At 63.9% G+C, this 12,508-nt stretch carries 12 protein-coding genes; 6 read left to right on the top strand and 6 right to left on the bottom strand.

The window, feature by feature from the left end:
• Positions 1 to 32 precede the first annotated feature (32 nt).
• Genes NK8_RS27725 through NK8_RS27715 form a run of 3 tightly spaced genes read left to right on the top strand, consistent with a single transcriptional unit; the run spans position 33 to position 4,775 of the window.
• Positions 33 to 2,375 carry an FdhF/YdeP family oxidoreductase gene (locus NK8_RS27725; protein WP_213232938.1) on the top strand — a complete coding sequence of 781 codons (2,343 nt, stop codon included), beginning with the start codon at positions 33 to 35 and terminating at the stop codon, positions 2,373 to 2,375.
• Positions 2,368 to 3,768 (top strand): cytochrome ubiquinol oxidase subunit I, encoded by a 1,401-nt coding sequence (locus tag NK8_RS27720; RefSeq protein ID WP_213232936.1) that lies wholly within the window; start codon positions 2,368 to 2,370, stop codon positions 3,766 to 3,768. Before NK8_RS27725 ends, NK8_RS27720 begins: the two co-directional genes overlap by 8 nt.
• A 17-nt stretch (positions 3,769 to 3,785) precedes the next feature.
• Positions 3,786 to 4,775 carry a cytochrome d ubiquinol oxidase subunit II gene (locus tag NK8_RS27715; RefSeq protein ID WP_213232934.1) on the top strand — a complete coding sequence of 330 codons (990 nt, stop codon included), beginning with the start codon at positions 3,786 to 3,788 and terminating at the stop codon, positions 4,773 to 4,775.
• 131 nt (positions 4,776 to 4,906) lie between these two features.
• Here the strand turns inward: NK8_RS27715 and NK8_RS27710 are convergent, their stop codons facing one another.
• Together NK8_RS27710 and NK8_RS27705 are read right to left on the bottom strand one after the other, a co-directional pair.
• Positions 4,907 to 5,284, bottom strand: a complete 378-nt coding sequence (locus NK8_RS27710; protein ID WP_162069922.1) for a DUF3331 domain-containing protein — start codon at positions 5,282 to 5,284, stop codon at positions 4,907 to 4,909.
• Between the two features lie 10 nt (positions 5,285 to 5,294).
• The gene (locus NK8_RS27705) at positions 5,295 to 6,227 is read right to left on the bottom strand and encodes a helix-turn-helix domain-containing protein (RefSeq protein ID WP_213232932.1); all 933 of its coding nucleotides are present in this window, start codon (positions 6,225 to 6,227) and stop codon (positions 5,295 to 5,297) included.
• Positions 6,228 to 6,702: 475 nt separating this feature from the next.
• Between NK8_RS27705 and NK8_RS27700 the strand changes: the two genes are divergently transcribed.
• From NK8_RS27700 to NK8_RS27690, 3 genes are all read left to right on the top strand, one after another.
• Positions 6,703 to 7,044, top strand: a complete 342-nt coding sequence (locus tag NK8_RS27700; protein ID WP_213232930.1) for a DUF4148 domain-containing protein — start codon at positions 6,703 to 6,705, stop codon at positions 7,042 to 7,044.
• Between the two features lie 28 nt (positions 7,045 to 7,072).
• Complete coding sequence (locus tag NK8_RS27695) at positions 7,073 to 7,876, top strand: alpha/beta hydrolase (RefSeq protein ID WP_213232928.1); 804 nt, start codon at positions 7,073 to 7,075, stop codon at positions 7,874 to 7,876.
• A gap of 158 nt (positions 7,877 to 8,034) precedes the next feature.
• A complete protein-coding gene (locus tag NK8_RS27690) occupies positions 8,035 to 9,444 on the top strand; it encodes an HdeD family acid-resistance protein (RefSeq protein ID WP_213232926.1) in 1,410 nt (469 codons plus the stop codon).
• 5 nt (positions 9,445 to 9,449) lie between these two features.
• Here the strand turns inward: NK8_RS27690 and NK8_RS27685 are convergent, their stop codons facing one another.
• The 4 genes from NK8_RS27685 to NK8_RS27670 form a co-directional block, all read right to left on the bottom strand.
• Positions 9,450 to 10,679, bottom strand: a complete 1,230-nt coding sequence (locus NK8_RS27685; protein ID WP_213232924.1) for an NYN domain-containing protein — start codon at positions 10,677 to 10,679, stop codon at positions 9,450 to 9,452.
• Between the two features lie 68 nt (positions 10,680 to 10,747).
• Positions 10,748 to 11,137, bottom strand: coding sequence for a cupin domain-containing protein (locus NK8_RS27680; RefSeq protein WP_162069928.1), 390 nt, complete (start codon positions 11,135 to 11,137; stop codon positions 10,748 to 10,750).
• 82 nt (positions 11,138 to 11,219) lie between these two features.
• The gene (locus tag NK8_RS27675; protein ID WP_213233226.1) at positions 11,220 to 12,044 is read right to left on the bottom strand and encodes an AraC family transcriptional regulator; all 825 of its coding nucleotides are present in this window, start codon (positions 12,042 to 12,044) and stop codon (positions 11,220 to 11,222) included.
• Between the two features lie 64 nt (positions 12,045 to 12,108).
• Entirely contained in the window at positions 12,109 to 12,504 is a 396-nt protein-coding gene (locus NK8_RS27670; protein WP_213232920.1) for a polyketide cyclase, read from the bottom strand.
• Positions 12,505 to 12,508: the final 4 nt, after the last annotated feature.

The following is a 12,508-nucleotide window of genomic DNA, read 5'->3' as shown; positions in this document are numbered from 1 at the left end:
CGACCCATTCTACTCAATGCGAGGCGAAGGAAATGAGCGACAAGAAAGTTATACGCATCTATAGCGAGCCCGCCGGTGGCTGGGGCGCGCTCAAGGCCACAGGCGAAGCGCTGAAGATTCAGGGCATTCCGGTGTCCGGCGCGCAGACGCTGCTGCACATGAATCAGCCGCAGGGTTTCGACTGTCCCGGCTGCGCGTGGCCCGATCCGAAGCACACGTCATCGTTCGAATTCTGCGAGAACGGTGCGAAAGCCGTTGCATGGGAAGCGACCGCAATGCGCTGCACGCCTGAGTTCTTCGCGCAACACAGCGTGTCGGAACTGACATCGTGGAACGACTACGATCTGGAGATGGCGGGCCGTCTCACGCATCCGATGGTGTATGAAGCCGCATCGGACCGCTATGTGCCGATCGAATGGAACGATGCGTTCGCGCTCGTCGGGCGTCATCTGAACGCGCTCGATCATCCGGATCAGGCGGATTTCTATACGTCCGGGCGCGCATCGAACGAAGCGGCGTTTCTGTATCAGCTCTTCGTGCGCGAGTTCGGCACCAACAACTTTCCCGACTGCTCGAACATGTGCCATGAAGCGACCAGCGTGGGCTTGCCGCAATCGATCGGCGTCGGCAAGGGCACGGTGCTGCTCGAAGATTTCGAGCATGCGGACGCGATCTTCATCTTCGGTCAGAATCCCGGCACCAACAGCCCGCGCATGATGAGCGACCTGCATTCGGCGTCGCGCCGCGGTGCGAAGATCGTCTCGTTCAATCCGTTCCGCGAGCGCGCGCTGGAGCGCTTCGCCTCGCCGCAGAACCCGATCGAAATGGCGACGCTGGGCTACACCAGCATCAGCTCGTTTCTCTATCAGGTGCGCGTGGGCGGCGACGTCGCCGTGCTCAAGGGCATGATGAAGGCGATCGTCGAAGCGGACGATGCCGCCGTCGCCGCCGATCAGCCGCGCGTGCTCGACGTCGAGTTCATCGCGGGCCATACGCACGGCATCGACGCGTTGCTGGCCGATGTGCGCGCGACACGCTGGGACGCAATCGAGCGCCACGCCGGTCTCACGCGCGACGAGATCACCAATGCCGCGAACATCTACATGCGCGCGAATAACGCGATTCTCGTGTACGGCATGGGGCTCACGCAGCACCGGCGTGGCACGGAGACCGTGCAGCAGATCGCCAATCTCGCGCTTCTGCGCGGCAATGTCGGGCGGCCCGGCGCGGGCATCTGCCCGGTGCGCGGGCATTCGAACGTGCAGGGCAACCGCACGGTCGGCATCACCGAGAAACCGAATGCGCAGCTCATCGCAGGCATCGAACGAGCGTTCGGCTTCACGCCGCCGGCGGAGCATGGCAACGATGTCGTCGCCACGCTCGAATCGATGATGCGCGGCGAAGCGAAGGTGTTCATGGCGCTCGGCGGCAACTTCGCGGCCGCGATTCCCGACTGGGCGCGCATGCAGGACTCGATACGCGGCCTCGATCTCACCGTGCATATCGCGACGAAGCTCAATCGCAGCCATCTCGTGCATGGCAAGGACGCGCTGATTCTGCCGTGCCTCGGCCGCACCGAAATCGATATTCAGGCGGACGGTCCGCAGTCGATCACCGTCGAGGATTCGATGTCGATGGTGCATGCATCCGCCGGACGCAACGCGCCCGCATCGCCGCATCTGATGAGCGAGCCGGCCATCGTCGCGGGCATCGCGCGCGCGACGCTCGGCGACAAGTCGCGCGTGCACTGGGAGCATCTCGTCGCGAGCTACGACCGCATTCGCGACGCGATCGAAATCGTGTTTCCGATCTTCCAGGCCTACAACGCGCGCATTCGCGTGCCGGGCGGTTTTCATCTGACCTCTTCCGCACGCGAGCGCGTGTGGGATACGAGCACGGGCCGCGCGAATTTCCTCGTCTTCGAAGGCCTCGACGCGGACCCCGCATCCGACGATCCCGATGCGCTCTCGCTCACCACGATGCGCAGCCACGATCAGTACAACACCACGCTCTATTCGCACTCGGACCGTTATCGCGGCGTGTTCGGCCAGCGCGATGTGATCTTCATGAACACGCACGAGTTGAAGAAGCGTCATCTGCGGGCGGGCGATCGCGTCGATATCTTCGCCATTGCCGACGATGGCATCGAACGCGTGATCCGCAATTTCAAGGTCGTCGAATACGCGCTGCCGGATGGTTGTTGCGGCGCTTACTACCCGGAAGTGAATCCGCTCGTACCGCTTTACGCGTTCGATCCGCAAAGCCGCACGCCGTCCTACAAGTCCGTGCCCGTGAGAGTCGTGTCCACGGCCACCGCGCCTGAGGCCGTCTTGCACGCCATGGAACTTCAACACGGGGACGCGCACCATGCTTGATCACGTACTCGACCTGTCGCGCGCGCAGTTCGCGATGACCGCGATCTTTCACATTCTCTGGCCGATTCTGACCATCAGCCTGTCCGCGTTCCTCGTGCTCGTCGAAGTGCTGTGGATCCGCACCGGCGATGTCGCGTATTACCGGCACGCGCGTTTCTGGAGCAAGCTGCTGGTGCTGAACTTCGCCGTCGGCGTGGTGAGCGGCATTCCGATGGAGTTCCAGTTCGGCACCAACTGGGCGGGCTTCTCGCAATACAGCGGCCAGTTCATCGGCAACATACTCGGCTTCGAAGGCGCGATGGCCTTCATGCTCGAAGCGGGCTTCGTCGGCGTGATGCTGCTCGGCTGGGGACGCGTGTCGCGCGGCGTGCATCTGTTCGCCACCTCGATGGTCGCGCTCGGGTCCAGCATCTCCGCTTTCTGGATCATGGTCGCGAACTCGTGGATGCAGACGCCGGCGGGCTATGCCGTCGTCGATGGCAAGATCGTCGTGACGGACTATCTCGCCGCGATCTTCAATCCCGACATGGTATGGGGCGTTTCGCACATGTGGGTCGCGGCGATCGAGACCGGCATGTTCGTGATTGCCGGCATCTCCGCGTGGAACCTGTATCGCCGGCGGCACGCCGAGTTCTTTGCGCGTTCGTTTCGTCTCGCGCTGCTGGTGCTGGTGTTCGTCGCACCCTTGCAGATCTGGCTCGGTGATTCGAGCGGCGTGAGCGTATTCGAAACGCAACCGGCGAAGGGCGCCGCGATCGAAGGTCACTGGAAGACGAATGCGCCGGGCACGGGTGCATCGTGGTCACTGCTCGCGTGGCCGAACCAGAACGCGCAACGCAACGACTGGTCGATCGAAGTGCCCGGCATGTTGAGTGTGCTCGGCACGCACTCATTGCATGGCCAAGTGAAAGGCCTCACCGACTTCGCGCGCGACGATCAGCCGCCTGCCCTTCCTCTGCTCTATTACGCGTTCCGCGTGATGGCGGGCATCGGCTTCGCCTTCATGCTGCTCGCGTTCTGGACCGCGTATGCGCTCAGGAGAACGCGCGGCAGTCTCGCGGCGCTGCTCGCGCAACGCAAGCTTCTGCTCGCATGGGTGCTTTGCATACCGTTGCCGTATGTCGCCGTGGAAGCGGGATGGATCGTGCGTGAAGTGGGCCGTCAGCCGTGGGTCGTCTACGGCCTGCTGCGCACGCGCGATGCCGTATCGACGATTCCGGCTTCGTCGGTCTCGCTCAGCATGGCGATGTTCCTCGCGTTCTATGTCGTGCTGCTCGTCACATTCTTCGTGCTGGCGCGGCGCTGGCTGCGCGCCGGACCCGATCTGGACATCATGCCGCCCACGAACCTCGCCGCGCAAACGAAGGCGGCCAACACCATCGCCGGTTACTGAACTCTGGAGCTCGACTCATGGATAACGCAGTTCAAACGATGCTCGCCGACACCTGGTTCGGCCTGATTGGCCTGATGCTGGTCTTCTATGTCGTCACCGACGGCTTCGATCTCGGTGTCGGCATTCTTTCGCTGTTTCGCCGCAAGTCAGCGGATCGCGACGTGATGGTGCAATCGATCGGCCATGTCTGGGACGCGAACGAAACCTGGCTCGTCGTGCTGGGCGGCGCGCTGTTCGGCGCGTTTCCCACCGCCTATGCGCTGCTGATGGAGCATCTCTACCTGCCCGTCATGGCGCTCATCGCGGGGCTGATCATGCGCGGCGCGGCGATCGAGTTCCGTCATAGCGTGGATCACGGTCCGCTGTGGGACAAGGTATTCGGCATCGGCAGTCTGGTAGCGGCGCTCTCGCAAGGCGTCGTGCTCGGCAAGGTCATCACGGGCCTCGCGCCGGGCAAGGCAGCGCTTGCGTTCATCGTCGTCACGGCGATAGGCGTCGTCGCGGGATATTGTCTGCTCGGCGCGACGTATCTCGTCAAGAAGACCTCGGGCATGGTCGAACAGTGGGCGCGGCGCATTTCATTGCTGAGCGCGATGTGCACCGTGGTCGCCGCTGCATTGCTGACGCTCGCGACGTGGTTCGACAGCGATATCGGTCACGGGCGCTGGACGCATCCGGCGGTCATGCATCTGCTGATCGCGTTGGGTCTCGCGTCGGTGCTCGCGTTTGCGCTCATCATGGCGTCGCTGTATCTCGGCAGCTCGCGCGGACCGTTCCGTGCATCGGTGGCGTTGTTCGTGTTGTCGTTCGCAGGACTCGCGATCAGCCTCTTTCCCGATTTCATTCCGGGCAAGCTGGGCATTCTCGAAGCCGCATCCGATGCGCCGACGCTTGCGTTCATGCTGATCGGCATCGGGCTCGTGTTTCCGGTGATGATCGGCTACAACCTTTACCAGTACCACATCTTTCGGGGCAAGCTCGCGGGGAGTGCACACGCGGGCGAGTGACTGATCGATTCAACTTCATTTGCAACGACGCTCGAATCGGTCACGTTCGAGCGTCGTTTTCGTTTGCACGCAACTCCGCACAAAAAAACACCGCCTCGCAGGCGGTGTTCGTTCGTGCATTGCGAAACGCCTCATAACGGCGTCGCCTGATCCAGCACCGACGCCAGAATCATCGCACCCGCATTGCGCGGAACGGGCCGCGGATTCGGCCCATAGACCTGATCGCCCGGACGAATCTCCGCGCCGCTCATCGCACACACACCGGCCGTGCGCGCGCGCATCGCGCGCCATACCTGATCGCCATAACAGCAGCGCGTGGAGTCGCGCCATTCGATGGTGGCCGTCGTGGTCGACGGGCGCTCGATAAGTTTCACCGCGACGCGGCGCTCGCCTGTTTCGGCGAACGGACGCCTGAGCATCGGCGCCTCGAAACTCAGACCGTCATGCAACGACGTCAATCGGGAGATCGTTTGCGCCCACGGATCGAGGGCAAGTGCAGCTTCGGCCATGTTCGGCTCCTTAGCGAAGAATTGCGTCGAGCGCACCCGTCTGCCAGTGCTTCGGCGTAGCGCCGGCAAGACGCTTGAAGACGGTCGTGAAATGCGCCTGCGAACGAAAACCGCAACACAGCGCGACATCGAGAATGCTGTGCCTGGACGTGCGCAAGAGTTCCTGCGCGCGTTCGATGCGCTTCTGCAGCAGATATTCGTGCGGCCGCATGCCCGTGGCGCGGCGAAACTGCGCGGCGAAGTGCATGCGTGTGAGTCCCGTGCTCGCGGCGATATCCGCGAGACTGATGTTTTCGGCGAGATGGGCATCGACGAATTCGGAGACGCGATTGATGCGCCATTGCGGCAAGGCCGAAGGCTCGCGCCCGCGCGCGACGGGCGCGGTGAAATGACGCGCAACGAGCCGCGACACGACCGCAAGGCCGATGCTTTCGATGAACACGCTGCCGAGCGCCGCGCCCTCGGTCTTGCACACGGCGAGCGCCTGGCCGAGCCGTTCGAGCGCGGGATCGCGAATCAGCTTCGGGTCGCCGAGGACGATATCGCCCGCATGCGGACGATGAAACAGATCTTCGTAGCACTCGGCCAGCGTCTGCTGCGAGACGAAGAGATGCAGCACATCCATCGCCGATTCGAAGACGGCGCTCACGCGCGTCGCCGGCGCGGTCACCTGTACGACGCCCGCAGGCAAGCGGCCATGCAGCAGCCTGCGGCCCGCGTGATGAAAAATCAGCGACGCGCACTTCAGATTCAGGCTGATGCAATGAAACGTGGCGTTGCCGTCGTTCGATGCTTCGAGCGGCGACTCGCCATGATGCATCCAGCGCGACATCGTGATCTGTCCGGGACGAGCGCCGGTGTCTGGCTGACGCCATCGGTCTTCCAGTCCGATCAATGGCGGGCGCGTCGGCGTTCCGGGATGCGAATGCAGGGTAAGCGTCATGATGGGTCCGTTATGAAAACTGAAGCCAGTGCGATGACTCCAAGTTAAACAAACGGCAACCGGCCGCCTAGCCGTACATACGGTTGACGCAACCGCCTAATGGTTGAGTCAACCTATATCAAGGTATAGGTTCGCGCCCCGCGCACCGGGGCTCGACGGGGGAACGCGAAGCGCTGACACCTTCGTATAAGCGCGCCAGCCGCGCGGATGACCCGGCTCATGCGGGCGCACTAGATGATGCGGCCCGAGGGATCGATCAACGACGCAAACGCCATGCGAACGTTTGGCCGATACACCGATGGTGGGTGCAGTCACGCTCTTTCGTAGGTGTAGTCGAGGCGCGTCGCGACCTATAAATTGTCACCAAGGTCGCGATACGAATACAGACCGACGGCCTTGACCACGGAAACCGAACAACTACATTTAATTCGGATACCGAATCAGAAGTACTACACCATCCACCTTGGAGTCGATCATGAACAAGTATCTCGTCAGCCTCACCCTCGTCGCCGCCACGCTCGCAGCGCCCGCACTCGCATTCGCACAGTCGAACGGTCCCGTCACGCGTGCGCAGGTTCGCGCCGATCTCGTCGCCGTCGAAAAGGCCGGCTACAACCCCGCGATCGCAAGCGATGCGTACTACCCCGCCGACATCCAGGCAGCCGAAGCAAAAGTCGCTGCGCAACACGCCGGCGCCGCACAAGCCTATGGCGGCGTGCAGACCGGCACGAGCGCATCGGGTGCAGCGAAGCATGCCGCGATGAAGAACACGTGCGTCGGTCCGGTCGACTTCTGCCAGCCGTACTTCGGCAGCTGATCTCTCATTCGCGCAAACGGAGTCTTTCATGAAGCGAATCTTGCAAGCAGCTTCGGTGCTGGCGCTGTCGGCCGGTCTGTTCTCATCGGCTGGCGCAATGGCTCAGGATGCCGCCCCCGCCACCGCCGGCCATGCGCCGGTCAGGAACATCGTGCTCGTGCATGGCGCATGGGTCGATGGCTCGGGATGGAAGCCGGTCTACGACATCCTGACCCGGGACGGCTATCACGTGACGATGGTGCAGGAACCCCTGACCTCGTTCGAAGCCGATGTCGCCGCGACCAGACGCGTCCTCGATCTGCAGAACGGCCCGGCGATTCTCGTCGGTCATAGTTACGGCGGGTCGGTCATCACGGAAGCGGGCGTGCATCCGAATGTCGCGGCTCTCGTCTATGTCGCGGCGCACGCGCCGAACGTGGGCGAGGACGAAGGCGCGCTCGGCAAGAAGACGCCCAGCTTCCTCGCGAAGCAGACGGGCGCGGTGGAAAAGACGTCGGATGGCTACACGTATCTGAATCCCACCGTCTTCCCGAAAGACTTCGCGGCGGATCTGCCGCTCAAGCAGGCGCAGTTCGAATCGCGTTCGCAGATCCTGACGGCGGCGCAAGTCTTCACGACGCCGCTGACGGCGGCGGCGTGGACCTCGAAGCCGAGCTGGGGCATCGTGGCGGGCAGCGACAAAATCATCAATCCGGATCTGGAGCGCTGGTACTACGAGCGCGCGCATAGTCACATGACAGTCATACCCGGCGCCAGCCATTCCGTGTATGAATCAAAGCCGAAGCAGGTCGCGGCCGTGATCGAAGATGCCGCGAAGCATGCGGTGCAGTAAGTGAAGTGATCGCGCGGCTGTCGTGCAGCGTGCATGACAGCCGCGTATTTGTCTGTGGTTTGATTTTCCGCGCTTGCGGCTTTCCCCGTCATTGCCTTATAAAATGTGTGACCGCGCGGGTCCCGCACAAGGCATCGAATGATCGGACGGAGGAAGCAATGGTTCGGCTCGTGATGATTCTTCTCGGCGTCGACTATCTGCGCACCCGCTGGCGCGCGGTGATGATCGTCGGGTTGCTCAGCATCGCGCTCGGCGGCGTCATCTTCACCGACGCGCTCGACGGCTCGCTCTACTTTCCCATCATCCCGTTCGCGCTGATGATGCTGTTCGAAGGCCTCGCCACGCTCGCGGTCGCGTGGACCGGCATGGGCGGCCAGCGCAAGCTGCGCTATGTGAAGGGCACGACGTTCTGCCTGTCGGCGCTACTCGTGCTGTTCGGCGGCGAGCACGGCAATTTCGTGCTGTCGCTCATCTTCGGCACGCTCTTTCTGGTCGATGGCGCCTTGCAGATCGTCTCGGCGCGCCTGGTCCGCTTTCGCAAATGGCGTCTCGCGACGGCGGGCGGCGTGCTCGAAATCGCCATCGCAATCTTTTTTTATCAGCCGTATCCCGATCACTACGCGGGCACCGTCGCGTATTGCGTCGCGTTCGGGCTGTTCTTCGGCGGCTGGAACATGATCCTGCTCGCGGCGCGCGTGCGGCGCATGGCGGCGAATCCGGCCGTCGATGGCGATGCGGACGCAACTGCGCAGGAAGGATCGAGGCAAGCCGCGCCGTCATTCGCCGGCGCGGTCTGGGACGGTCCGCCCGCGCCCGACGAAGCGGCACTGACCGTACACGTCTGGACGCCGGTCGGCACGGCCAAGTCGCAGCCGCGGCGGCAATTGCTCGTCGACCGCTATATCGCCGCGGTCGACAGGAACGGCACCATCTCGACCGGCCACGCCGCGCTGGAGACGCCCGAAGGCGTGTACATCAGCCTGTATCCGGCGGTCGAGATCGACCGTTCGCCGAACGAGTTCACGCGCACGCTGCGCGCGACCCGCGAGAACGATGTGCCCGGCCTGTTTCAGCCCGACTATGCGACCGAATCGAAAGCGTGGTGTCCGTCGACGCAGCAGGTGCGGATCCGCAATTACGATCCGGACCGGCTCGCGCGCTTCTGGCAGGCGTATCAACGCGACACGACCTACAACCTCACGTACCGCAATTGCTCGAGTTCCGTGGCGCGCGCGCTGGAGGCGGCGATCGAAGGGGCATCGGCGCGGGTGTGGGGCAAGGGCGGCGGGTGGAAGCCGCTCGTGCGCATCATGGCGACGCCCGAGCTGTGGGTCGCGGCGCAAGTGCGCAAACGCGCCGCGACGATGGCCTGGACGCCCGGCCTCACGCTCGATTACGCGCGCGCGCTCAGCATGCTCGCGGACCCGCGTCATTCGGGCTGGGTGCGGATGGCGCGCATGGCTGTCGCGACCATGTATCGGTCGCGGCAGCGCTGGCGCGCCGAGGAAGACGCGGCGGCGCATGCGCGCGAAGCAGCCGCGGTGACGGCCGAGCAGCGGCCGGGATGACGGGCTTACTGGTCGCCTGCCTTGTCGGCTGCCTTGCGTGAACGGCCCGAGCGCGACGACGACTTGCGCGGCGGCTTCACCGCTTCGGTTTCCGCAGCCGAGGCGCTTTCCATGGCGGCTTCGTGAGGCGCGTCGGCAGCGCTTTGCTTCGCTGCCGTCTTGCGCGCGCGGCGCGGCGCGGCGGTCTTTTTCGGCGCGGGCGCGGGTTCGAAAGCAGGCGCGGGTTCGGCTTGCGGTTCGGGCGTGTACGCTTCGACGATCGGCGGCGCTTGTTCGACGACCGCGACGGTTTCGGCCACGGGCATCGGCGCCTGCTTGCGGCCACCGCGCTTGCTCCGGCGGTTCGCATTCCCCGCGCCGTCGCTCTCTCTCGCGGCTACCGGCGCCTCGGCGTGCCGCACGTCCAGCGCCGCTGACTGCGCGAATTGGGCGGATCGAAACACGAACGCGCCGGATTTATCGTCGCGGCCGACTTCCAGCAGACCGCGCGATTGCGCTTCGTCGAGCAGATTGCCGAACGCGCGAAAACCGTATTGCGTTTCGCTGAAGCCGGGCTTGCGCCGCTTGATCGCGCTCTTCAGGACCGATGCCCAGATCTTGCCGCTTTCGCCGCGCTCCGAGGCGAGCGCCTCGAAGGTTTCGACGGTGATCGCGATCGCCTGCGACTTGCGCGATTCCATCTCGTGTTTCGGCTGGCGTTCCTCTTCGGGCGGGCGCTTCGTTTCGCGTGCCTCGCGCTTGGCGATGGCGCGTTGCTGTTCGCGCACGAGGTCGTCGTAAAAGATGAACTCATCGCAGTTCGCGACGAGCAGATCGGAGGTCGACTGCTTCACGCCGACGCCGATCACCTTCTTCGCGTTCTCGCGCAGCTTCGAGACGAGCGGCGAGAAGTCGGAGTCGCCGCTGATGATGACGAACGTATCGACATGCGCTTTGGTGTAGCAGAGATCGAGGGCATCGACGACGAGACGGATATCGGCGGAATTCTTGCCCGACTGGCGCACGTGCGGAATCTCGATCATCTCGAAGCTGGCCTCGTGCATCGCCGACTTGAAACCCTTGTAGCGATCCCAGTCGCAATAGGCTTTCTTGACGACGATGCTTCCCTTCAGCAGCAGGCGTTCGAGCACAGGTTTGATATCGAATTTCTCGTACTTCGCATCGCGCACGCCGAGCGCGACGTTCTCGAAGTCGCAGAACACCGCCATGCTGACGCTTTCCTGAGGTCCAGCCATTTGGTTCTCCAGCCCGTGCGGCATGTTTGGAATGTGCACATGATAGCTTGTCGGGCTGGAGACGCAGATCAAACCCAGAGATCGTTGGGCGCGGTGCGCTCGTTCTGCGTCTCGCCGGTATTGACGACGCCACGCGGCTCGATGAGCATGATCTTCACTTCGCGCGCCGCATACGGCTTATGCTCGACGCCCTTCGGCACGACGCCGAACTCGCCCGCGCGCAGAACCATCGCGCCGTCGCGAAAGTCGATGCGCAATTCGCCCTCGAGCACGATGAAGGTCTCGTCGGTGTCCGCGTGACGATGCCAGATGAAATCGCCTTCGAGACGCGCGACCTTGAACTGATAGTCGTTCATTTCGGCGATCACGCGCTGCTGCCAGAAGCCGTCGATCTTGCGCGCCTTGTCGAGCGGGTCGATCGCGACGCGCTGGCCGCGAGAGCTTTCGATGGATGTCATGACTGGGCTCCGTATCCGTGACGTTGACGAAGCCAGACTAACGCTCACGCGCGGCGTGCGTCTTGAACGATCGTGCAGACGCTCAGCCCGATGCGACGCCGCTCGCGATCGTCCGCCAGCGCGCGGGCGGAATGCCGAACGCACGCGTGAACTGGCGCGTCATGTGACTCTGATCGGCGAAGCCCGCGTGCGCCGCGATATCCGCGAGCGGCGCGCCGGTCAGCATGAGGCGGCGGGCCAGATCGAGGCGGCGCATCGTCAGATAGCGATACGGACTCGTGCCGTAGAACTTGCGGAAATCACGCGACAGCCCGAAGCGGTCGCGCCCTGTCACACGCTCCAGTTCGTCCAGCGTGATGATGCGATCGCAGTTCGCATGCAGATAGGCATGAGCGCGCGCGGCGCTCGTGTAATCGCCGCTATCGGAGACCGTTGGCGCGCCGGCCGCTTGCGCGAGCGCGAGCGCCAGTTCGGTCAGCGCATCGTGCTGTTCGAGCGGCTCGAACGGCGGCTGCGCCCCTTCGGTGCGCTGCAGCAGGGCTTCCGTCGCGCGCGAGACGCGCAGATCGGTCGTCACGCCGCCTTCGACGAAAGGCAGCGCGCGGCCGCCGAGTATCGCCTGAATCAGCGCGGGATCGACATACAGCATGCGATAGCGGAAGCCCTCGCCGGTGCCCGCCTGTCCGTCATGAAGTTCGTCTGGATGCAGGACCATCGTCTGGCCCGGCACGCTGTGACGCAGCCCGCGCCGATAGTTGAAGCTCTGCACGCCCGCGAGCGTGCGGCCGATCGCATAGGTGTCGTGCCGATGCATGCCGTAGGCCTTGCCGCCAAACCAGGCCTCGATGCGTTCGATGCCTTCGGTCGGCGCGGCGCGCAGTACCCAGTCCGGCGCGGTTTTCTTCATCTTGGCCACGGCTCCCCGCCTTCGTCGAAGGCGCTATCGGAATACGGCGATTCGGCGCACGCTGTCAGGGCTTCCCGTAACGCCCGGCAAGCGCCGCAAGATCCCGCCGAACCCACTGCGCATCCGCGGCGAATTTTTCATCGCTCATGCCGGGCTGGCGAAACAGCGTGAGCGCCACTTCAGCGCCCGCGCCGTTCTGATAGACGCGCAATGGAACATAGACCTCATCACCGTTCGGCAGATACACCCGATGATCCATCACGCCGAACGCGTTGTGCTCCGTGAAGCGGATCGTCACGTCGCCTTCCGGCCCACGGGCGCGCCAATGATCGTCCATGTCTTCCAGCGTCGACTGCGCGAGCCCCGACGCCCACGTCGGAAACACCTCAGGACGCCAGATCGCGTCGTACAGCTCGCGCCAGTCGCGCGCGATCGTCACGGTAATGGTCTGCGTTTCCATCGTC

Source organism: Caballeronia sp. NK8 (genome assembly GCF_018408855.1).
Taxonomy (GTDB): domain Bacteria; phylum Pseudomonadota; class Gammaproteobacteria; order Burkholderiales; family Burkholderiaceae; genus Caballeronia.
Note: the sequence above shows the minus strand (reverse complement) of the source record. Positions and strands in the feature narration are given on the sequence as shown.

Bases quoted from the DNA above. Each gene is read 5' to 3' on its own strand.
- NK8_RS27725 (WP_213232938.1), top strand. From the start codon at position 33: ATGAGCGACAAGAAAGTTATACGCATCTATAGCGAGCCCGCCGGTGGC.
- NK8_RS27720 (WP_213232936.1), top strand. From the start codon at position 2,368: ATGCTTGATCACGTACTCGACCTGTCGCGCGCGCAGTTCGCGATGACC.
- NK8_RS27715 (WP_213232934.1), top strand. From the start codon at position 3,786: ATGGATAACGCAGTTCAAACGATGCTCGCCGACACCTGGTTCGGCCTG.
- NK8_RS27710 (WP_162069922.1), bottom strand. From the start codon at position 5,284: ATGGCCGAAGCTGCACTTGCCCTCGATCCGTGGGCGCAAACGATCTCC.
- NK8_RS27705 (WP_213232932.1), bottom strand. From the start codon at position 6,227: ATGACGCTTACCCTGCATTCGCATCCCGGAACGCCGACGCGCCCGCCA.
- NK8_RS27700 (WP_213232930.1), top strand. From the start codon at position 6,703: ATGAACAAGTATCTCGTCAGCCTCACCCTCGTCGCCGCCACGCTCGCA.
- NK8_RS27695 (WP_213232928.1), top strand. From the start codon at position 7,073: ATGAAGCGAATCTTGCAAGCAGCTTCGGTGCTGGCGCTGTCGGCCGGT.
- NK8_RS27690 (WP_213232926.1), top strand. From the start codon at position 8,035: ATGGTTCGGCTCGTGATGATTCTTCTCGGCGTCGACTATCTGCGCACC.
- NK8_RS27685 (WP_213232924.1), bottom strand. From the start codon at position 10,679: ATGGCTGGACCTCAGGAAAGCGTCAGCATGGCGGTGTTCTGCGACTTC.
- NK8_RS27680 (WP_162069928.1), bottom strand. From the start codon at position 11,137: ATGACATCCATCGAAAGCTCTCGCGGCCAGCGCGTCGCGATCGACCCG.
- NK8_RS27675 (WP_213233226.1), bottom strand. From the start codon at position 12,044: ATGAAGAAAACCGCGCCGGACTGGGTACTGCGCGCCGCGCCGACCGAA.
- NK8_RS27670 (WP_213232920.1), bottom strand. From the start codon at position 12,504: ATGGAAACGCAGACCATTACCGTGACGATCGCGCGCGACTGGCGCGAG.